Annotated in this window: 23 protein-coding genes; 6 read left to right on the top strand and 17 right to left on the bottom strand. The window is 36.4% G+C overall.

Features of this window, described 5'->3' with window-relative positions; translation table 11 throughout:
* Positions 1 to 40: 40 nt before the first annotated feature.
* Positions 41 to 1018, bottom strand: coding sequence for an HD domain-containing protein (locus AC1Q8L_RS06590; protein WP_000587038.1), 978 nt, complete (start codon positions 1016 to 1018; stop codon positions 41 to 43).
* Between the two features lie 276 nt (positions 1019 to 1294).
* Here AC1Q8L_RS06590 and AC1Q8L_RS06595 point away from each other — a divergent pair, with 276 nt between their 5' ends.
* The gene (locus AC1Q8L_RS06595; RefSeq protein WP_000378922.1) at positions 1295 to 2185 is read left to right on the top strand and encodes a CPBP family intramembrane glutamic endopeptidase; all 891 of its coding nucleotides are present in this window, start codon (positions 1295 to 1297) and stop codon (positions 2183 to 2185) included.
* A gap of 72 nt (positions 2186 to 2257) precedes the next feature.
* Here the strand turns inward: AC1Q8L_RS06595 and AC1Q8L_RS06600 are convergent, their stop codons facing one another.
* Complete coding sequence (locus tag AC1Q8L_RS06600; RefSeq protein ID WP_000793741.1) at positions 2258 to 3364, bottom strand: metallophosphoesterase; 1107 nt, start codon at positions 3362 to 3364, stop codon at positions 2258 to 2260.
* 34 nt (positions 3365 to 3398) lie between these two features.
* Here AC1Q8L_RS06600 and AC1Q8L_RS06605 point away from each other — a divergent pair, with 34 nt between their 5' ends.
* Positions 3399 to 3575 (top strand): TetR family transcriptional regulator, encoded by a 177-nt coding sequence (locus AC1Q8L_RS06605; RefSeq protein WP_071714124.1) that lies wholly within the window; start codon positions 3399 to 3401, stop codon positions 3573 to 3575.
* 80 nt (positions 3576 to 3655) lie between these two features.
* A complete protein-coding gene (cytK2, locus tag AC1Q8L_RS06610; protein WP_000830624.1) occupies positions 3656 to 4666 on the top strand; it encodes a beta-channel forming cytolysin CytK2 in 1011 nt (336 codons plus the stop codon).
* 45 nt (positions 4667 to 4711) lie between these two features.
* Here the strand turns inward: cytK2 and AC1Q8L_RS06615 are convergent, their stop codons facing one another.
* The 9 genes from AC1Q8L_RS06615 to AC1Q8L_RS06655 all read right to left on the bottom strand — a co-directional run bounded on the left by AC1Q8L_RS06615 (position 4712) and on the right by AC1Q8L_RS06655 (position 13097).
* The gene (locus AC1Q8L_RS06615) at positions 4712 to 5785 is read right to left on the bottom strand and encodes a sulfate/molybdate ABC transporter ATP-binding protein (protein WP_000027097.1); all 1074 of its coding nucleotides are present in this window, start codon (positions 5783 to 5785) and stop codon (positions 4712 to 4714) included.
* A gap of 13 nt (positions 5786 to 5798) precedes the next feature.
* Positions 5799 to 6656, bottom strand: a complete 858-nt coding sequence (cysW, locus tag AC1Q8L_RS06620; protein ID WP_000433830.1) for a sulfate ABC transporter permease subunit CysW — start codon at positions 6654 to 6656, stop codon at positions 5799 to 5801.
* A gap of 11 nt (positions 6657 to 6667) precedes the next feature.
* Positions 6668 to 7495, bottom strand: coding sequence for a sulfate ABC transporter permease subunit CysT (cysT, locus tag AC1Q8L_RS06625; RefSeq protein WP_001227879.1), 828 nt, complete (start codon positions 7493 to 7495; stop codon positions 6668 to 6670).
* 32 nt (positions 7496 to 7527) lie between these two features.
* Entirely contained in the window at positions 7528 to 8583 is a 1056-nt protein-coding gene (locus tag AC1Q8L_RS06630) for a sulfate ABC transporter substrate-binding protein (protein ID WP_000758699.1), read from the bottom strand.
* A 174-nt stretch (positions 8584 to 8757) separates the two neighbouring features.
* Complete coding sequence (locus AC1Q8L_RS06635) at positions 8758 to 8934, bottom strand: hypothetical protein (RefSeq protein WP_001986183.1); 177 nt, start codon at positions 8932 to 8934, stop codon at positions 8758 to 8760.
* A 167-nt stretch (positions 8935 to 9101) separates the two neighbouring features.
* Complete coding sequence (locus tag AC1Q8L_RS06640) at positions 9102 to 10634, bottom strand: fatty acid--CoA ligase family protein (RefSeq protein ID WP_001055171.1); 1533 nt, start codon at positions 10632 to 10634, stop codon at positions 9102 to 9104.
* A gap of 161 nt (positions 10635 to 10795) precedes the next feature.
* Positions 10796 to 11224, bottom strand: a complete 429-nt coding sequence (locus tag AC1Q8L_RS06645) for a hypothetical protein (protein ID WP_000832165.1) — start codon at positions 11222 to 11224, stop codon at positions 10796 to 10798.
* A gap of 139 nt (positions 11225 to 11363) precedes the next feature.
* Positions 11364 to 12353 carry a lipoate--protein ligase gene (gene lplA / locus AC1Q8L_RS06650; protein ID WP_000897273.1) on the bottom strand — a complete coding sequence of 330 codons (990 nt, stop codon included), beginning with the start codon at positions 12351 to 12353 and terminating at the stop codon, positions 11364 to 11366.
* Positions 12354 to 12362: 9 nt separating this feature from the next.
* A complete protein-coding gene (locus AC1Q8L_RS06655) occupies positions 12363 to 13097 on the bottom strand; it encodes an MBL fold metallo-hydrolase (RefSeq protein WP_000784690.1) in 735 nt (244 codons plus the stop codon).
* A gap of 203 nt (positions 13098 to 13300) precedes the next feature.
* Here AC1Q8L_RS06655 and yhfH point away from each other — a divergent pair, with 203 nt between their 5' ends.
* On the top strand, positions 13301 to 13429 hold the full coding sequence (gene yhfH, locus AC1Q8L_RS06660) for a protein YhfH (RefSeq protein ID WP_000567010.1): 129 nt from the start codon (positions 13301 to 13303) through the stop codon (positions 13427 to 13429).
* Positions 13430 to 13468: 39 nt separating this feature from the next.
* On the opposite strand, the gene AC1Q8L_RS06665 is transcribed toward yhfH, so the two are convergent.
* On the bottom strand, positions 13469 to 14482 hold the full coding sequence (locus AC1Q8L_RS06665) for a LacI family DNA-binding transcriptional regulator (RefSeq protein WP_000103711.1): 1014 nt from the start codon (positions 14480 to 14482) through the stop codon (positions 13469 to 13471).
* A 194-nt stretch (positions 14483 to 14676) separates the two neighbouring features.
* Positions 14677 to 15186 (bottom strand): GNAT family N-acetyltransferase, encoded by a 510-nt coding sequence (locus AC1Q8L_RS06670; RefSeq protein WP_098311747.1) that lies wholly within the window; start codon positions 15184 to 15186, stop codon positions 14677 to 14679.
* Positions 15187 to 15319: 133 nt separating this feature from the next.
* Between AC1Q8L_RS06670 and AC1Q8L_RS06675 the strand changes: the two genes are divergently transcribed.
* On the top strand, positions 15320 to 15673 hold the full coding sequence (locus tag AC1Q8L_RS06675) for a PH domain-containing protein (protein WP_001068222.1): 354 nt from the start codon (positions 15320 to 15322) through the stop codon (positions 15671 to 15673).
* Between the two features lie 26 nt (positions 15674 to 15699).
* Here the strand turns inward: AC1Q8L_RS06675 and AC1Q8L_RS06680 are convergent, their stop codons facing one another.
* The 3 genes from AC1Q8L_RS06680 to AC1Q8L_RS06690 form a co-directional block, all read right to left on the bottom strand.
* Positions 15700 to 16005 carry a DUF2087 domain-containing protein gene (locus tag AC1Q8L_RS06680; protein ID WP_000140298.1) on the bottom strand — a complete coding sequence of 102 codons (306 nt, stop codon included), beginning with the start codon at positions 16003 to 16005 and terminating at the stop codon, positions 15700 to 15702.
* Between the two features lie 39 nt (positions 16006 to 16044).
* On the bottom strand, positions 16045 to 16257 hold the full coding sequence (locus AC1Q8L_RS06685) for a hypothetical protein (RefSeq protein ID WP_002093902.1): 213 nt from the start codon (positions 16255 to 16257) through the stop codon (positions 16045 to 16047).
* Between the two features lie 138 nt (positions 16258 to 16395).
* Complete coding sequence (locus AC1Q8L_RS06690; RefSeq protein ID WP_000254585.1) at positions 16396 to 16590, bottom strand: hypothetical protein; 195 nt, start codon at positions 16588 to 16590, stop codon at positions 16396 to 16398.
* A gap of 51 nt (positions 16591 to 16641) precedes the next feature.
* Between AC1Q8L_RS06690 and AC1Q8L_RS06695 the strand changes: the two genes are divergently transcribed.
* On the top strand, positions 16642 to 17394 hold the full coding sequence (locus AC1Q8L_RS06695) for a hypothetical protein (RefSeq protein WP_033667384.1): 753 nt from the start codon (positions 16642 to 16644) through the stop codon (positions 17392 to 17394).
* A 188-nt stretch (positions 17395 to 17582) separates the two neighbouring features.
* Here the strand turns inward: AC1Q8L_RS06695 and AC1Q8L_RS06700 are convergent, their stop codons facing one another.
* The gene (locus AC1Q8L_RS06700) at positions 17583 to 20750 is read right to left on the bottom strand and encodes a YhgE/Pip domain-containing protein (protein WP_016513157.1); all 3168 of its coding nucleotides are present in this window, start codon (positions 20748 to 20750) and stop codon (positions 17583 to 17585) included.
* Positions 20751 to 20800 lie beyond the last annotated feature (50 nt).

Raw genomic sequence — 20800 nt, forward strand, 5'->3', positions numbered from 1 at the left:
AAAAGAAGTAGCGCTCTAAAAACGATGCGCTACTTCTTTTTTAATTCGAAATCACTTTCACATACATCCCTCTCACCGCTTTTTCATAAGCGATATCACTCATCTGTCTTATTTTTTCTGATACAACAGATGACTGAACAATTTTCCCTTCACGAAGTAACGGCGGATCAATAAGACGCATTTTATTTTTCTGATGTAAATCATAATCGTTTCTATCTTCTTTTCCTTTTATATTTGGATGAATTTTGCTTAATAAAGCTTCTACTTCGGGGTCATTACATTGCTGCAATTTCGAAATAAGCTCCTCATCTTCAAGAAGAAAATCATCTGCATGAATAATTCTTTTATGAAGAGCTACCTTTAACGTTTTCGCTAACATATCATTTCCGTAAATATTCATTGGTTCCATAAAGAAATCGATTACTTCTTTGTAATACGTTTCTGTAAACCATTCCGCTATTTCAATATTTTGAAGAACCATTTTCCCCTCTACTTCGATGACATCCTCTAAAAAACTATGAACTTCTTCTAAAGAAATATACCCATATGTATACATATCTCGTAACGTATAATCCACTCGATCTGCGCATAATTCGGGCGCTGACCTTTCCAGTAACGTCCACTTCGAATCATCTAATAAAATATCTTCATAGTTATAACCATGCCTCACAAGGATCGCTGGAATTTCTGAGTTTTTCACAACAGAACTAAATATCTCTTCATGATAACTTTCATCTTCATTATCAAAAACGTAATCAATCACGTGGGAAAAAGCAGTATGTGATACGTCATGTAGTAAACCAGCAATCTGTTCTTCTACTGAACCACCTAGTTTTTTCACCAATAACATAACACCCACTGAATGCTCAAAACGAGTTACATTCCATTTCTCGTTCATTAAGTAACTTGCGCCTGCTTGATGAATTCCCTTTAGTCTTTGCATAGGCTTACTTAAAATTAATTCTTCTAGCACTGCATCCACTTCAAATTCTCCGTATAGTACATCTGATATGATCACTTACAATCCCCCTTTTCAAGCAAAGTCTTTTTATATTATCTCTTTTTTGAAGAAGCGTAAATATACTATTCTGTAATTTGAATATAAACGTTCTGTTTTTATAAAAAACAGGTCCTCTTGTTCTTATCAAATTTAATCAAAAAAAAGAAAATATTTCCACGACTCCTCTTTTTTTGTTTTAATAGATTTATAAATACATATTTACTAAAGAAAAAAGCAGCGAATGAAGTCAATTAGAAACTGACTTACAATTATAATATGAAAGGTCGGATAACTATGGACAGTTATTTTCCAAAAGCGGGGAAGTTAATTGGCGGTATCATTATGCTTATTATTTTGCTTTCATCTTTTTGGCTTATATGGATTGGAGAAACGAACATTCGTTACAGTGGAGATCATAAGGGCACGATGCCCTTTTGGTACAAGTGGCTCCCTGTTATTGTCGGTATACTCCTTGTCCGTTTCCTACCATTTCATCATAAAAACTATAATCCCCTTCAACAATTTGAACCAAGGCGCATCATAATTCAAACTGCTATCTTCTTCTTAAGTGGCTCCCTCTTCACGATTTGTCTTCTCACCACGAACTTTGAAGGAATGGCATTACAATTGTGGTTTATGATATTTAAAATTATTTTATTATTATTCACTCCATTAATGCTGCTTTTTTTTTATAAAAATAACCCCGAAAAAGAACGACCAAAGTCAGTAAAATTAACAGGGGATAATAGATGGTATCGGTTTACACCACTTATTGTCATTATAATCTGGGGTTACTTCAACTTCTTTTCTATATTCTCTACACCATTTGTTTCAATGAAAATGGAACCCACGATTTTAATCTCCATTTTACTTGTAGGGTTTCTTATAAATAGTGTACTTGAAGAGATTTTTTATAGAGTTTGGTTGCAAACACGTTTGGAATTATTACTAGGTACTTGGCCGGCTATTCTTCTTACATCATTGTTATGGGCAAGCTGGCATATCGCATTACATGGCTCTGGTCATTGGGATATTGATACAGCTACGGTCATTGTGAACCTTGGTATCGTAGGTCTATTCCTTGGATATTTGTGGGCGCGTTATCGTAAGGTATGGGTAATTATTATTGTTCATGGATTAATTAATGCACATCCACAACAACTAATTGAGATTATATTTAAGTAAAGAGCGCGATTGAGAAATAAAAAATAAAAGGGATTATACATGATTAATATGTATAATCCCTTTTATTTAACCTTATTCAAACGTAACTTCTACCTGCACAATCTCCGACCTACTACCAAGTCTAAGCGGTGGTCCCCAAAATCCAAATCCAGAAGAAACAATTGCGTGGAACGCGCCTTTTTGTGCGTATCCCCAGTCTAGCTCGTACATTCTTCTCGTTACAATATGATTGGGCGCCATTTGTCCGCGGTGCGTATGACCGGATAATAATAAGTCTACACCAGCATCCGCTGCCTGTTTCAACTCAAATGGCTGATGATCCATTGCGATAACTGGCATGGATTTATCCACTGTACTCATAAGTTTTTCAAAGCTTTGGCGATCTCGCTCTGTTTTATCTCTTCTTCCAACGAGATAAAAGTCATCTTCAATTGTAAGCACTTCATCTAAAAGAATACGAATATCAATCTTATCCATCTCTTGTAAAAACTCTGGAACCGCTCTGCCGTAGTATTCATGGTTTCCTAAAACACCATATACGCCTAATGGAGCTTTCATTTGTTTCATAATATGACCCATGTTTTTTTGAATGAATACCCCTGGATGATCATCGATAATATCACCTGGCAGTAAAATAATATCAGGTTCCATTTCATTTACATGACGAACAAGTCTTTTCAAATGCGAAACGCCAGACAGTTTACCGAAATGCATATCAGAAGCCATCGCAATACGTAAACTTTTACGCCCCTCTACCTTTTTCGGTATGTGCACTTCGTATTTTCTTACTACTGGACTATACGCATTAAATACTCCATACGCAAAGATAAAGATAAATGCAGCTATCACAGCCGTCCCTATCCAAATAATTGCCGCTTCTTTCTCTACTGAAAACTGTAAAAGAAAGACCATAATATCAGCTAATGGCAACAACATAAGCGCATATTGTATAACCGCAAACCAAATCGAACCTATCGTTCGCAGAAATGGCAGAGACTTAAACACTTGCACGAGAATGTACGCATATGAAATAAATGCGACTATGAAAGCATAATATCCCCAAGATTCCCAGCCAAATACCGCATGAAGCCAAACCCATCCGTTCCAGCCGATATAAAACATAAGTAGTGTGTATATAATTAATATGGTAAATATATTGAGATAACGAAGATTCTTCACAGCCAGCCTCCTTATTGATTTCTTTTATTATAACTTGTTATGCACTTATAACGTAAATATTAAGCGCTTCAATCTTCAGAATAAGAACATTGATAAACATATTGTCTTAAAATTTTTAAGAACGGCTGTAATGGACATTTTTGAGTCTTACGTGTTGGATAAAATTCTATTATCTTTATCCTTCAAAACTCATCTATGCAATTATGCATAACCATCTATTCCGTTTTATTTTCATGTTACGATATAAATGTAATACGACATATATCGACAAAAATAAAAGGAAGTGATTGTATGAAACGTTCTAAAACATATTTAAAATGTTTAGCATTATCCGCTGTTTTTGCTAGTAGCGCTGTAACTCTTTCAACACCTGCTGCTTACGCTCAAACGACGTCACAAGTTGTAACAGATATCGGGCAAAATGCAAAAACACATACGAGCTATAATACATTTAATAATGATCAAGCTGATAATATGACAATGTCTTTAAAGGTAACTTTTATCGATGACCCAAGCGCTGATAAACAGATTGCCGTTATTAATACAACTGGTAGTTTTCTAAAAGCAAATCCTACTATAAGTGATGCACCTATTGATAACTACCCAATCCCTGGCGCTAGTGCAACATTACGCTACCCTTCACAATATGATATTGCCTTTAATCTTCAAGATAACAGCGCCCGTTTCTTTAACGTAGCACCTACAAATGCTGTAGAAGAAACGACTGTAACCTCTAGTGTATCTTATCAACTTGGCGGTTCTGTTAAAGCTTCTGCAACGCCAAATGGACCTAGCGCTGAAGCGGGTGCAACTGGCCAAGTAACTTGGTCTGACTCTGTAAGCTATAAACAAACAAGTTATAAAACAAACTTAATTGACCAAACAAATAAAAACGTAAAATGGAATGTATTCTTTAACGGATATAACAATCAAAACTGGGGTATTTACACACGTGATTCCTACCATTCTTTATACGGAAACCAACTGTTCATGTACTCTCGCACATACTTATATGAATCTGATGCAAAAGGTAATTTAATACCGATGGATCAACTTCCAGCATTAACAAATAGCGGTTTCTCTCCTGGTATGATCGCTGTTGTTATCTCTGAAAAAAATACAGACCAATCTAACCTACAAGTCGCTTATACAAAGCACGCCGACGACTACCAACTTCGTCCAGGCTACACATTCGGAACTGCAAACTGGGTTGGAAACAACGTAAAAGATGTTGATCAAAAAACATTTAATAAATCGTTTACATTAGATTGGAAGAATAAGAAATTAGTAGAGAAAAAATAGATAAAGAAAACCGAACCGCCATTTAGATGGTGGTTCGGTTTTTATTTAAATTACAAAATCCTCCGGAATAAACACTTTCACTTCTTTCGGCTGTACGTATACGAAATCACCCGCTTGAATGTTCAGCTGTTTGAACTGTTCTTTCGTAATTTCTGCTTCTAAATATTCATCTGTTTCGTCTCGTTTTAATTCTACATATACGACAGGTCCGACTGCGTGAGAATAAGATACTTTTGCCGGGATTGCATCTACGCTTTGTTTCGTACGAGAGATTGATAAGTCATGCGGTCTTACGTAGGCTATTCCGTCTACGTTGGAAACGTGCTTATGCTCTGGTGCTTCTAGTTCGACCGATCCTACATTTAGCTTTCCTTTATGAACGCGGCCGTGAAATAAATTTACATTTCCTAAAAAGTCATATACAAACGGACTTGCTGGGTTTTCATATACTTCTTCCGGTGTTCCCATTTGTTCAATGCAGCCTTCATTCATTACAACGATGCGGTCTGCAACGTCTAACGCTTCTTCTTGATCATGCGTTACGAATACGCTCGTAATTTGAAATTCGTCATGTAATTTTCGGAGCCATCTTCGTAATTCTTTTCTCACCTTTGCATCGAGTGCACCGAACGGTTCATCAAGTAATAAAATATTCGGTTCGACTGCAAGTGCCCGGGCTAGTGCAATACGTTGACGTTGTCCACCAGATAATTGCGCTGGATAACGTTTAGCAAAGCCATCCATTTTTACGAGCTTTAATAATTCTGTTACCTTTTCTTCTATCGCTTCTGCTGACGGTCTTAAGCTTTTCTTTCTTACTTTTAAACCGAAAGCGACATTCTCAAATACATTCATATGCTTAAAGAGCGCATAGTGCTGAAAGACGAAACCGACTTGCCTGTTTTTCACGTGAATGTCTGTTAAATCTTCTCCATCAAATGAAATAGAGCCTCCATCCGCTTCTTCTAATCCTGCAATAATGCGTAATAACGTCGTTTTCCCAGAACCTGACGGGCCTAATAAGGCAACAAGTTCGCCTTTTGGAATATCCAAATGAATGTCTGTTAGTGCTTGAAATGTACCATATTGCTTTGATACACCTTGAATTTGAATACTCACCGTAATCCCCCTCTTATTGGCGTTTTTCCATTCGCCATTCAATCCAGTTTTTTATAACGAGTGTAAACACTGCAATTAATGACATTAACGTCGCTACTGCAAATGCTGCTGAAAATTGATATTCATTGTACAAAATTTCAATATGGAGCGGCATCGTATTTGTAATACCGCGCACGTGACCTGATACGACAGAAACGGCTCCGAACTCACCGATAGCACGGGCATTACATAGAATCATGCCGTATAAAAGCCCCCATTTTATATTTGGAAGCGTAACGCGCCAAAACATTTTCCAGCCACTTGCGCCAAGTGATAAAGCTGCCTCTTCTTCACTTTTCCCTTGCGCCTGCATAATGGGAATTAATTCACGTGCAACGAACGGGAAGGTTACAAAGATTGTTGCGATAATAATGCCTGGTACAGAGAAAATGAGTTTCACTCCATGTTCAAGTAACCATTCGCCAAGAGCACCCCTCGGTGTGAAAAGTAAAACGAATACTAATCCTGCGATAACTGGTGACACAGCAAACGGCAGTTCAATAAGAGAGAGTAATACTTGTTTTCCTTTAAACTGAAACTTTGTAATAAGCCATGCGGCCGCTATCCCAAATATCGTATTAAGCGGCACAACGATTAACGCAACGAGAAGCGTTAATCTAATTGCTGAAAATGCTTCTTGATCTGTAATAGCGGCAATGTATACATCCATCCCTCTTTCAAAGGCTTTTAGAAAAATAGTTATGAGTGGCAGTAATAGAAAGAGAGATAAAAATAAAACTGTAATCGTAATTAATACGCCTGGTACGAGCTTAGATTCTTTTTTAGCTGATACGCTTTTTACTATTTTCTTTTCTAATAATGTTGGTTCCATTTTCTCTCCTCCTATTCACTTTTTAGTTCATGCCTTCTACTCCAGCTTTGAATCATATTAATAAGAAGAAGGAAAAGGAGAGAAATAATAAGCATCACGGTCGCTACAGCTGTTGCCCCCGCATAATCATATTGTTCTAGTTTCGTCATAATCATCAGTGGTGCAATTTCTGTTTTCATCGGCATATTACCTGCGATGAAAACGACAGATCCGTATTCTCCTAATGCTCTTGCAAATGCGAGTGAAAAACCTGCAAGAAGAGCGGGAAAGATCTCTGGTAAAATGATTTTCACAAATATTTGCAAGCGGGATGCACCTAAACTCGAAGCTGCCTCTTCTACTTCTTTATCAATATTTTGCAGCACTGGTTGCACCATTCGAACGACAAATGGTAAACCGATAAAAGTAAGCGCAACGATAATTCCGAGTGGTGTAAAAGCTACTTTTATGTGAAACAGACTAAATATTTTTCCAATCCATCCATTTTCCGCATAAAGCGTTGTAAGTGTAATACCAGCTACAGCTGTCGGAAGTGCAAACGGTAAATCAATGAGTCCGTCTAATAGTCGTTTCCCTGGAAATTTGTAGCGTACGAGCACCCAAGCTATTAATAAACCGAAAATGGCATTTACAATAGCAGCTGCAAATGAAGTTGTAAAACTAACTTGATAGGAATGCAACACACGCTCGTTCGTTATAACCCCAGCGAACTTCTTCCAACCTAACTGTGAAGTTTGAATAAATACGATAGAAAGTGGTATAAGTACGAATAAACTCATGTACAACATTGTAAATCCAAGCGATAATCCAAACCCTGGTAAAACACGCTTCTTCCTCATCCTCTTTCACCTCATCCCCCTTTAGCAGTGCATTATTTTTGATAAATTTTATCGAATACGCCGCCGTCATTAAAGTGTTTTTCTTGTGCTTTTTTCCAGCCACCAAATAGTTCATCTACTGTAAATAATTGAACTTTCGGAAATTGGGATGCGTATTTTTCTGCTACTTTTTCATTGCGCGGACGATAAAAGTTTTTCGCCGCAATTTCCTGTCCTTTTTCTGAGTACAAATATTCAAGATACCCTTCTGCTACTTTTTTCGTTCCTTTTTTATCAACGACTTTATCTACAACCGCTACTGGTGGTTCTGCAAGTACACTAATAGAAGGGGTTACAATTTCAAATTTATCTTTTCCAAGCTCTTTTTGAGATAATAACGCTTCATTTTCCCATGCGATTAATACGTCACCAATTCCTTTTTCAACAAATGTTGTCGTTGCTCCGCGCGCTCCTGAATCTAATACTTCTACGTTTTTATAAATTTGGCCAACAAACTCTTTCGCCTTATCTTCACTATTATTATATTTTTTCAATGCGTATCCCCACGCCGCTAAATAGTTCCAACGTGCTCCGCCTGATGTTTTTGGGTTTGGTGTAATGACAGACACACCTTTTTTCGTTAAGTCATCCCAGTCTTTAATTCCTTTCGGGTTTCCTTTTCGAACAAGAAATACAATTGTTGACGTGTATGGAGTAGAATTATTCGCAAGTCGCTTCTGCCAATCTTCTGCTAGTTGTTTTTTCTTGCTAATGGCATCAATATCATAAGCAAGTGCTAGTGTAACAACGTCTGCTTCTAAGCCATCAATAACAGAGCGTGCTTGACTTCCAGATCCCCCATGTGATTGTTTTACATTTACTGTTTGCCCATGCTTCTCTTTCCAATACTTCGCAAAATCTTTATTAAAATCTTGATATAACTCCCTAGTTGGATCATAAGAAACATTTAAAAGCTCAACTGTTTTTTTATCTCCACTTCCTTCAGAATTACTAGTGGATGTTGCAGAACCACACCCTGATAAAAGTACAACTGCTGATAATAAAACACCTGTACTTTTCATAAACGCTGTCTTACCCCACTTTTTCATCGTTAAGCCCCCTTAGTTTATACAATAGAAAAAGGCACACAATATATTCACAAATGTGAACATTGTGCGCCTTCAGTTTATCTGATTAGCTTCTAATGTATTGTATTCGATTTCTTTTCATTTTAATTCTGTAATTCATATGTGTCAACTTGGAATTTGAATTTTCTTACTAAACTAAAATATTGGCATACTTCGAGCCCAATGATTTTTCAAATCAGCAAATTCTTTTGGTAACTTACTATTTTCATTCCATTCTAATTTATATGCATTTACTAACACCGTAGCCATTGATTCACGGTTCATTACTCCATTTTGATTAAAATTACCGTTCTTATCATTTTCAGAGTTCATCCATAATTTCACAAATAAGATATTGCACTCGCCGTAAGCGTTAATCCCTTCTGTTCTATGTATATCTCCTCCTTGTTGGTCATATGAAGCTTTAAATATATGACACCACAGCTTAATCAATGCACAAAAAAATGAGGCAACCACCTTCAAAGATGGTTGCCTCATTTTTACACTTGCATCGCTTTCTCTCTCAATGCTCTTCTTAACAACTTACCAGTCGTATTCTTCGGTAATTCTATTAAAAACTCAATGCTTTTCGGCACTTTATATTTCGCTAAATGTAACGTGCAGTAATGCATTAGTTCTTCTTCTGTTACGTTCATTTTCTTCAAAACGACGTAAGCTCGTACGGCTTCTCCTAAGTTTTCGTCAGGAACACCGATTACGACAACTTCCGCTACAGATTCGTGCGTATATAATACTTCTTCTACTTCACGAGGATATACGTTATAACCGCCAACTAAGACGATATCTTTTTTACGATCAACGATATAGAAGTAACCTTCTTCATCCATTTTTGCTAAGTCACCTGTATATAGCCAGCCATTTTTCAACGTCGCAGCTGTATCTTCTGGTGCATTATAGTACCCTTTCATAACGTTAGGTCCGCGAACAATTAATTCACCGACTGCGCCGACAGGTACTTCTTCCCCTAGTTCATTCACAATTTTATTTTCTACATGCCAAATATTTGTACCAATTGATCCTGGTTTACGTGGACGATCTAGCGGGTTGAAACAAGTAACTGGTGATGCCTCTGATAAACCGTATCCTTCTGAAACAATAACGTTAAAACGTTTTTCAAAGTTTTGCAGAAGAGCAACAGGCATCGATGCACCACCGGAAATACAAAGACGAAGCGTCTTCACATCTTCTGCGCTTGCTTCTTCAAATAAATATAAATAATTGTACATCGTCGGTACGCCAGCAAAAATCGTTGGTTCGTACGTGCGACAAATACGGAATACTTCTTTCGGACTAAATTTCGGTAACATTAAAATTGTTGCCCCGTTCACAATCGGTGCATTTACCGCAACTGTTAAACAGAACACATGGAACATTGGCAGTGCCGCAACGACGCGATCGTCAGCAGTAAATTGTAAATAAGACGCAACATCATTCGCATTACTATATAAATTTTTATGTGTTAACATAGCGCCTTTTGGTTTTCCAGTTGTACCTGAAGTGTATAGGATAACCGCTACATCTTCTTCATCTAGTTCAGGGCCTTCGTATTGTAAGTCTCCAGCCCCCACAAAACTAGTAAACGTTTTCATTTTTTCGGTTTCTGTATGGTTAAAATCTGATGAGGTTTCGCATATGATGATGTTTTCTAATGAAGGAAGTCTTGTTGTAAGAGATTGTATAACAGGTAGAAGGACGTCGAGTACGATGATTGTTTTTACATCTCCATTTTGTAAAATGTAATGCATTTCGTCTGCTGTATAAATTGGATTAACTGGAATAACAGTTGCTCCAGCTTTCATTGTTCCGTATAAACCGACCAAAAAATGTGGTGAGTTCCCAACAACTAATGCGACATTGTCCCCTTTTCCAATGCCCATTTCTGCTAAATTGCTAGAAAACCTTGTGACCATTTTGTTTAATTGGTCATATGAGACCGACTGATCCATAAATATATAAGCCGGTTTATCCCCCTTCTTTTTTGCCGTTTCAGCCAAAGATTGAACGAGATTCACAAAAACCCCACCTTTATAAAATTTAGAATATTTAAAAATTCTAAATTAATTATATTAAAAGAAAATTAAAGTAGCAAGTGATATTCTATTAACTGCATATAGACAGATTACCTTCTCTTAGTTTACTTTGGAAAAATAAGGGGATTTTATTTGCAAGTAATTTATAACACTAGACCAAAAATCATTTTAGGATAATATGCACTCATCTTTTCTTTAAGCTTTTCAAGTTCCTCTTTATTTAAGTTCGTATACTCTCCATACAAATTCAAAACGTCCGCTCCATTTTCATGAAAATACACGGTAACATATAACGTCGGTAACCCTTTATTGTTTTCATCTATTGATAAGACGACATCTGGCGTTTTATTAACAGTGCTGAATGTTTCATTTCTTTTCCATTCCTTATTTTGAAACCTGTCCTGTATATCCTGTATCTTTCGTTTGTTATCTGTATGCGTAAAATATATAACATTATCCCGCGCTGGCTTTCCGATAGATAAAAGGGTACGACTTGAGGAAGTTTCACTGTTACACGCTGCAATCCCAATGACGAATCCGAGCAATATTACAATGTGTATGACCCTTTTCATATCGATCCGCCTCCTTTTCATATATATATTCCTTTATAAGAGGCAGATGTCCTGTAAGTATACATTTTGTGGTAAATGGAATTATATCGACAAAACTACAAAAAGAAAGAGGCTGCCTTTATGGCAGCCTCCCTCATCTTTAGAAGAATAAATGTAAGAAATCTTCTGTTGTAATGTTACCGAAGTAGCGTGCGATATCTACGCCTTCTAAAGCTGCAGTGAATGCATCTTTATCGAACTGAACGCCTGTTAGACGCTCTTCAATATCATGAACATCTAGTGAACCGAAGAAGTCGCCGTAAATTTTACATTCTGTTACTGTTCCTTTTTTCACTTCAAGACGAACATCAACTTGTCCAACTGGGAAGCGGTGTGAATGTTGTAAGTTGAACTTCGGTGATTTTCCATAGTTCCAATCCCAATTTTGGTAACGTTCTTCAGAAAGTTTATGGATCTCTTTCCAATCATTTTCTGTTAATTCGTACGTTGGGATTTCTGTTTCTCCTTCGAAAATTGTTTCTAGAAGAAGTTGTCTAAACTCTTCTGTCGTCATTTCTTCGTTTAGGAACTCTGTAATGTTCGCGACGCGGCTACGGATTGATTTAATACCTTTTGATTGAATCTTATCCATTTTTACTTTTAACGCTGATACGACGTGATCGATTTCAGAGTCAAATAGTAACGTACCGTGGCTGAACATACGACCTTTCGTTGAGAACTGCGCGTTACCTGAAATTTTTCTACCTTCAGCTAAAATGTCGTTACGACCACTTAGTTCTGCCTTTACACCTAATTTACTAAGCGCTTTCGTTACAGGCTCTGTGAATTTTTTGAAGTTGCTGAAACTGTCTCCATCATCTTTCGTAATAAAACTGAAGTTTAAGTTTCCTAAATCATGATATACTGCGCCTCCGCCTGATAGACGACGAACGACATGAATACCTTTTTCTTTTACGTAATCTGCATTAATTTCTTCTACTGTGTTTTGATTTTTACCAATGATAATCGAAGGCTCATTAATGTAGAACAGTAAATATGTTTCGTTAATATCTAAATTCTTCACACAATATTCTTCGATCGCTAAGTTTATTCTAGGATCTGTAATTCCTTTATTATCAATAAATAACATCGTATCACCTCATGAGTTCCATACGTAGCCACTATGCGCTAGCGTAATATGGCCACTGAAAATTTGTTTTGCTTCTGTTACTAAATCAGATGGGTTGCCTGTATGCGGTAAGTGCGTTAATAAAAGTTCTTTTACATTCGCATCTTTTGCAATACTTGCTACTTCTGTACTATTCATATGCCCTGCTTTTGCAGCCTCTTGATGTGCATACATATTACACTCACAAATGAAAAGATCAGCATCTTTTGTGAATGGAATGAATTCAGGAATATAACTTGAATCAGCGCTGTATACTACAGCATCATCTCCAGCTGTAATACGCATCGCAAAGCATGTAACAGGATGAACAGTTTTTAAGAACGAAATCGAGAACGGTCCAACTTGAAGTGTTTCTTCTGGATTGTACGCGATTCCTTTCGTATGTGGTTCATGTGTTAAAGAATGGAATCCATTTTCGTCAAACGTATGACCGTATATTGGTAATTCCGGTAGTTGCCTTGTTGTCGCACTCGTAATTAATCTCGCATATTGCAATACCCCAATGTCCGCAACATGATCGTGATGATAGTGTGACAGTACAACTGCATCTATATGAGATGGTGTTATATATTTTTGAAGCTGTGCTAGTACACCACTACCACAGTCTACAAGTAAACGAAAACCATCGTGTTCAAACAAATACCCCGACGTTGCTTCTCCCGCTTCTGGAAAGCCGCCCCAAAAGCCGACAACAGTCATTTTCATATGTATCCATCCTTTCTAAAACCGAGTAGGAATGCAGTTTTTCTCCGTACTTGAGAAAGTTTTTTACTTACATCCTACATTGTTAACTATAATCCATTTCCTAAACTTTTTCATTAATTTTCAATTTTGTTATAAAACAGTTGTTGACTTTTATTTTTTGTACTAATACAATGATAGTAAGAAATGGAAATGGAGGGATTGACATGATCGATCAACCAATGGAGTTTTTCAGAAATTTACCGACGAAAACTTGCGCACACTGTGGGAAAGAAATTGATGAGCAACACGAAGCATACCATAACAAATGTGATGACTGCGTTCACGAAGAATAGTAGTTTGTGAACATAAAAAAACCTAGCAGACATAGTCTACTAGGCTAATAACATCTTATCCTTCATCGTTGAACCTTTCACCAAGAGCTCCAGTTCAAACTCATACAATTCTTTTTTTCGATAATTTTTCGTATGGATTTTATCCATCATCAGATCGACAACTTTTCGGGCCATTTCATCAATTGGCTGTTCAATTGTCGTAATACCTGGTTCTGTAATCTGCGATAATATTTGATTATCAAAACCGATAACAGCGAGATCCTCTGGAATGCTCCAGTTATGGTGCTTCGCCTCTGAGATAATTCCAGCTGCTACCTCATCGCCTCCTGCCAAAATCGCGGTAGGATTTTTTTTGTCCTTTAATACTTCATGGAATATTCGTTTTCCATCTTCCCAAGAGAAAGCGTTTTCAAGAAAGTCAATCGCTTCTACTTGGCGGCTCTTCTCAGTTATTGCACGTAAAAAGCCCATTTTTCGCTGCTGGCTAACTAATTTGGTTTCGTTACCACGGCAAAAAATAAGATTACGATATCCTTGATCTAACACATGCTTCGCAGCTATGTATGCTCCTTGCGCATGATCAAACTTCACTGTTGGAATATTTGCTTCCTCAATATATTCATTACACAACACGATTGGACCGTGCTGTAAGTATGGCTCTACATCTTCCCACGGATTTTCTAGTGAACATAGAATAATCCCATCTACTTGTTTCGTAGATAATAATTGTAAATACTCCATCTCTTTTTCCGGTAAATATCTTGTTTGACAAATAATCAGTTTATATTTATGTTCAGAAGCAGCAATCTCGATTGCTTCAATAAATCTACTGAAGAAAGGATTTGTAATCCTTGGAACTAGCACCGCAATTGTTTCCGTTTTTTGTTTACGAAGCCTTCTCGCCGCAGAATTAGGAACGAAGCCTAAATGCTTCATTGCTAATTGAACCCTTTTTTTCTTCTCATCTGAAACATATGGATGATTATTAATCACCCTAGAAACCGTTGTCCTTGATAACCCCGCTAATTTCGCCACGTCCTCTATAGTCGACACGAAATTCTCCCCCTTTGCATGAAAACGTTTTCTTAAATTGATTATATAGTATATTATTGGAAACTGCAATATCGGTTGTTATGATTTTACTATATTAATATTATACATAGGAAAAAGTCTGTTAATGCAGGGGCAATATACTACTTTTAGAAATTTACGTTATGTACATTCCTTTTCTTAATACCATATATCCTTTATTCAATATAAAACCCCATCAATACGTCATCTCCATATGATCCATCTTCATACTTTATTTGCTTTCGTTGTCTCCCTTCTTCTACAAAACCCATACGTTTGTACACTTTAATTGCCCGATCATTAACAGAAACTACACCTAAGCAAATTTTCTCTAAACCTTTCTGCCCTTTCGCCCAACTAATAAGAAATTCAATTAATTTCGTGCCGATGCCTTGATTACAATACGCCTCTTTAATCCCCATTCCCATTGTGCCTGCGTGTTGTAACCGTTCTAGTTCATATCGGTTGAAATTTAAAAATCCAACTACCTTCCTATCTACTTCATACACGATATAAAGATTACCTTTCTCATTACTTTTCCGTATCTTTTCTCTTTCTGCATTACTATCATTCGGTAACTTCTTTGGGGATACTATGAAAAATTTTGTAGTAGTTTCCGATAATATAATTTCTTTTCTAATATTCATAATTGTTTCTGCATCAGTCTCTTTTACTAACCGTATCATTGAATCACCTCGTACTTTTTCTTTTTAAGAATAATATTAAAACTATAAAACGCCCAATATGCAATATTACATATTGAGAATCTTTTTACTCTTGATACAATATTCATATATCAAAATAAAAGGAATGTATGCAATGAATCCAATATTAACAGCTGCAAAACAACTATTACATAAAGAAGAAAAGATTTTATCTACTTTAAAATGTTCACTTACTGGCTATATGATTACGCATAAAGTCCCATATCGTGGCATGTTACTTGCTACTAATAGAAGACTTCTCTTTTTTAGCCAATATAAAAACACATTCATTGCCGAATTTGATTATGAAAAAATATTATCCGTAGAAACGAAGAGAAGAATCTTTGACAAAAAAATAATATTTTACTATGAAGATGAATATATAACACTTGGATACATTACAAGTTCGAATGTTGAAGCGTTCATAGACTTACTACAAAGAAACAGCAAGACTAGCACAGGCTTATAATCAGCGGGGATCCCCTCGCTGATTCATTATTTTAACTCCTCCCACTTCGTCCAAACTTCTCTCCCGTTTATACGGTACATATTATCCTCTCTATCCATAAACCTATGTACAATAAATTCACGTCTAATTGTACAAAAATCATCATGATATTGTTTTATGAATGTATTAATTTCTTTTTCTGTATATTGATTTTCAGCATTTAACTTGCTAACTAAATGCTCTAACAATACTAGTTTTTTCTTCTTTTGACCTGGAATCGATTTTAAACGATCCTCTTTATCGAAAAAGTTACGAATGGTCGTATCGCGGAATTTCATTTCACTTTCAGTCATTTTGTTGTCCTCCATCGATTTTCACGCCATAAAACTTTATTATTTGTCCTCACTATTCTTCTTCATTCTTTTACTTATAACATCCATAAAGTAATACCCGCTAATTAGCACATAGTAAACTAAAAGTATTCCTAGTGCATCTTTCATATTTATATATTTTTCTTTATGAAACAAGATAGGTGAAAGGGCGTAAACAAGAAAGATGATTAGCGGATTTAAGATAAAATAATAAGTAAGATTTCCTTTCATCATATCAACTCCTCTATTCTAGTTTTCTCTGTAAATTGTTGTAAATCCTTTTCTTTCGTTTAAACTGCACATGCGATATGGTGAAATTAAGGAGAAGGATGATTATAAATGATATTTCACTCTAAAATTGATAAATTTTTCTTATCCATTATCTTTTTTGCTATTTTTCACCATAGGTGCTTCAACACTGCTTCCTCCCTTATTCGATAATGAAGCTACTACGACAGACGTATATATTCTACTATCTATTTTCTTTGTATCTTCTGGTTTCCTATTATGGAATTCCTTTTCATTTTTACTCCTCTCACCCACACTTTCTTCAAACTGACTTACCACTTTTACATTTGCAACCCATTATTCAAATTAACAAATTAAAAATGGTAAATTATGTTACAATTAACTTATACATACTTTGGAGGGTACATAGTGAAAAAAGCTATTATAGTATTAAGCATTCTATATCTTATTTTAACCGTACATACAGGAGCTGTTCTTTTAGGAAAAGAAGATTATAGAAGTGCTATCAATACATTAAAAGAAACGAAAGAAGTCTCTTCATTTCAATCTGCAAAAGACGGTGTGATTTTATTAAAAGGAGCATTAACTACTGCGCAACCTATTACAGAGGAAAAACTTCAAAATAAAGAATTCGCACTCCTTGAAATTAATACGTATAAACGACGAAAAGCAAATTGGATAAACATTGATACAGAGCAACATATTGCAAAGCAGCTCTTACTAAATAATGAGGTTCTTCCTGCATTAAAAGAAATTCGTTTTTCGATGGAACCAATTACACTGTCAGGAAAAGATATTTCCATCGAAGATTACTCACTAAAAAAGAATGATACTCAATTAACAATTAAAAGTAAAGGATACCGATATACGGGAATAGAAAACAAATCAGACACTCTTATTTTTGGCATAAAAAAGGGGGATACCCTTGAAGGGTATAGTGGTTCTGAAATTCTAATAGGAAAAACAAAAGAGGAAATTGCTAGTAATATGAAACTATATACTTTTGCTGAAAAATATGGTCCATTTATTTGGATTGTAGCTACAATTATTCTTATAAGTATCGTTATATACTTGTTCCGTAAAAACAGAAAAACAAATGAACTTTCTCAACCAATGAAGTGAAACTTTAATCAGTGGGGGTTTCTTCATCCCCCACTGATTATTAGCCCTCACCAATGGGGCTTTAATGGGCAGTTGATCCCCACCTAACTTCTTTGCTTTCGCTGAATTTTGAGGTGGGGTCTTACTGCCCATCATTAAAGCGGGATAAAACAAAACTAATAAAAAAAGCACCAAAAAGGTGCTTTTATCTACGCTTCAACCGATTGGTTTTCAGCAACATTTTTAAATTGTCGTTTGTGCATCAAAGTTAAGGAAGCGATTGTTCCAAGTGATAATACAACGATAAAGATCATGAGCATCCCTATGTTTTGCCACATGAAGTCAAAGTCTCCACTTGATACGACTGCTTTCAATCCTGATACAGAGTATGTCATCGGTAACCAAGCATTGAATGGTTGTAAAAACTTCGGAATCAACTCTAACGGGAATGTTCCAGCACTTGTTGTAAGCTGCATAATTAATGTGATGATGGCGATAAAACGGCCCGCATCACCGAATGCTGTTACTAAACATTGAATTAATGCAATAAACGCTAAACTTGTAACGATGCTAAAGAGTATGAAGTACGGAATACTTTGTACTTCTACACCTAATCCGAACAGTAATATAACATCTGCTACTATCGCTTGAATAATACCGACGGATAGTAAAACACCGAACTTACTAATAAACCAGCTAAACCCTGATTTTGGAACACCGACTGTATCGCGTAATGGGTATACGATAGATAGTAGTAATGCCCCAACGAATAAACCAAGTGATAAAAAATATGGTGTAAATCCAGTTCCATAGTTTGGAACTTCCGCTATTTTTTCCGTCTTCACTTTTACAGGACTTGCAAACATATCATACGTTTTATCCGTCCCTTTTACTTCACCAGTTTTTTCTGCTCCTTCGCCAAGTTTCTCAGCAAGTTCACCTGAACCATCGTTTACTTTTACGAGACCATCCGTTACTTTTCCTGATCCGTCTGCTAGTTTATTTACACCGTCGATTAGCTGGGTTGAGCCAGTTGATAATGTACCTAAGCCTGTTGTTACTTGACCGGAGCCGTCTGCTAATTGATTTACTCCACCTGCCATTTGATTTGCTCCTACAGATAATGTTCCTAAACCACCTGTTACTTGGCTTGAACCATCTGCTAATTTGGATACCCCTGCTGATAATGTTCCTAAACCGCCTGTTACTTGACCGGAGCCATCTGCTAATTTGGACACCCCTACAGATAATGTTCCTAAACCGCCTGTTACTTGGCTTGAGCCATCCGCTAATTTCGTTACTCCTACAGATAATGTTCCTAAACCGCCTGTTACTTGGCTTGAGCCATCTGCTAATTGATTTACTCCACCTGCCATTTGGTTTGCTCCTGCAGACAATGTTCCTAAACCGTCTGTTACTTGACTTGAGCCATCTGCTAATTGATGTACACCACCTGCCATTTGATTTGCTCCTACAGATAATGCACCTAAACCACCTGTTACTTGACCAGAGCCATCTGCTAATTGATTTATCGCATCAATTAATTGACCGGATTCATTTTTAAATTTATTTGCGCCTTCTTTTGCTACATTTAAATTCTTACCAAACCCTTGGAAATTTTCAACAAATCCTTTTTGTGCACTGGCTAATTTCTCAATACCCTCTGTTAAAGAGTCCAATTTCGCTGTATTCGGTAGTTTGTTTTGTGCATCACTTGTTTTTTGATTTATTTCGCCTTTTAATTGTTTTACTTCTTCATTTAATTTATTTGTTCCACCTGCTACTCCGGTAGATTTTTGTTGAACTGTAGCTGTACTTTTTGCAGCACTTGTTATAAATGGTTGTAACTGCTCTTGATATTCTTTCGGTAAACTCTCGATTTGCTTTTGTAAATTCGCTACATCTTGCGCTGCATTTTTTGCATCTCCTGCTGTTGATTGCGTAAGTTCATTTAACTGATTTACATTCGCCCCAGCTCCATCTATTTTCTCATTTACTGTATTCAATATAGAAGGGCCTTTCGACTGTATTTCCTCTAAACCTGCAGCAGAATTTTTCACTTTACTATTTAAATCTTGCAAACCCTTTTCAATTTTTTGAGAAGCTACCTCTAATTGGTTTTGTCCCCCAACCAGTTGTTCCATACCATTTGATAAATCAGTTGTTCCTGTTTTTAATTCACCGGATTTACTTACTAATTTGTTCAAACCACCGGTCACTTTCTCAGATCCATTACGCAATTCGCCAATACCTTTTTGCATTTCACCCGTTTTGTTATTTAACGTATTTAAACCGTCTGTTACTTTTCCTGACCCATCTACTAATTTTCCGATACCTGTTTGCATCTCACTTGTTTTACTATTTAACGTATTTAAACCGTTCGTTACTTTTCCTGAGCCGTCTACTAATTTCCCGATACCCGCATTGCCATTTAGTGCATGTAAACCATCTGTTACTTTTCCTGATCCATCTACTAATTTCCCGATACCTGTATTGCTATTTAGTGCATGTAAACCATCTGTTACTTTTCCTGATCCATCTACTAATTTTCCGATACCTGCATTGCTATTTAATACATGTAAACCATCTGTTACTTTTCCTGATCCATCTACTAATTTTCCGATACCTATTTGCATCTCACCTGTTTTACTATTTAACGTATTTAAACCTGCTGTCACTTTCCCAGATCCATCAAATAGTTTCCCAACGCCATCCTTCATCTCCCCAGATTTCCCTTGCAGTGTATGAAGGCCATCCGTCACTTTACTTGAACCATCATGCAGCTCACTTGATCCGTCGTGTAGTTTATTTGCTCCTTCCGCCCCATCTGCTAATCCTTTTGAGACGTCTTGAATGGAATCAAACATTTTCTCTGCATATGTTTTCGTTAACGTGCTTGCTACTTCACCTTTAATTTTTTCAATGGCTGTTCCGCCAATTTGTGAAGATAAGAAGTTCAAACTTTCGTTTGGAATATATTCTAAGTTTAATGGCTTCGGATCGTCTTTTAGTAACGTTGTAGCGTTACTTGAGAAGTCATCTGGAATGCGCACTAACATGTAATACTTTCTACCTTCCATTCCTTTCTTCGCTTCTTTTTCACTTACGAACTCCCATTTAAAACTTTTATTATCTTTTAAATTATCAACGAGCCCTTTTCCGACCTCAATTGGTTTCCCATCAAATACTGCGCCTTTATCTAAATTGACTACTGCAACTGGTAAGTCATCTAACTGTTTATACGGATCCCAAAAAGCCCACAAAAACATCCCTGCATATAAAATTGGTACGAATAAGACCGCAATAATTGGAATTAATATTTTTTTACTTTTTATAATTTCCGTGAACTCTTTCCGAAGTAACTGATTCCCTTTCATAATTTCTCCCCCTTTTATAAAATGACCAAAATGTTCATATAGTCATTTTT

Source organism: Bacillus sp. GW823-FHT06A11, from assembly GCF_058795355.1.